This window comes from Thermobrachium celere DSM 8682, assembly GCF_000430995.1.
In the GTDB taxonomy this organism is placed as follows: Bacteria; Bacillota; Clostridia; order Clostridiales; family Caloramatoraceae; genus Thermobrachium; species Thermobrachium celere.
Genome location: NZ_HF951991.1, coordinates 1 through 632 on the forward strand (window position 1 = coordinate 1; position 632 = coordinate 632).

Annotated in this window: 2 protein-coding genes; both read right to left on the reverse strand. The window is 32.0% G+C overall.

From position 1 onward, the window contains the following. Nucleotides 1–311: CobD/CbiB family cobalamin biosynthesis protein (locus TCEL_RS00075; RefSeq protein ID WP_040683649.1), on the reverse strand; the 311-nt coding region annotated here is incomplete at its 3' end. After that, a partial coding sequence (locus TCEL_RS00080) for a phospholipase D-like domain-containing protein (protein ID WP_040683650.1) occupies nt 301–632 on the reverse strand: 332 nt, incomplete at its 5' end. The genes TCEL_RS00075 and TCEL_RS00080, both read right to left, overlap by 11 nt.

The window sequence follows — 632 nt, forward strand, 5'->3', positions numbered from 1 at the left end:
AAAAGAGGTGCTATTACTCCATCTGAAGTATTTTCTGCTACAGTTTCTACTGTTGCACGTACAATTTCTTCTTCCTTTAAATTTTTAGTATCACGTCCAACAATATATGAAAGTCTAAGTCTTGCACTTTCTAAAGATTCCTTTAAAGCATTATAAACCTTATTTGCTTCATCTGAGAGGCATCTTGCTGCAATTGTAGTATAGAGTAGGTAAGTATTTACTATGTGATAGATTACTTTATATGGTTTTAATAAATTTAAAATATAAAGAGGTAAAGCACCATAGGATTTTTTATGGTCTTCAAAAGGCAAGATTTATAAAATACTTTTGATGTTCCCAAAGCCCAAGTTCCTTACGATAAACTGGCGATTCTATTACTGTTGAAGCTGGCTCTGCATTTTTTCTCCATTCTTCAATAGAATATATAACTTTTCTCTGTGCCAACCTCTTTATATCTTCAATTATAAAATCAGACAATGGAATAGCATATTGACTATTCCAAAAGAAATCAAATTCCTCTTGTACCCAGTCTACAGCCTCCTTGGAATCATCTTCCCAAAGAATTTCATAATTTAATTTCCATGCTGAAGCTGTTTCATTTACACTACCTATAAACGATGTTTTTCTACCAT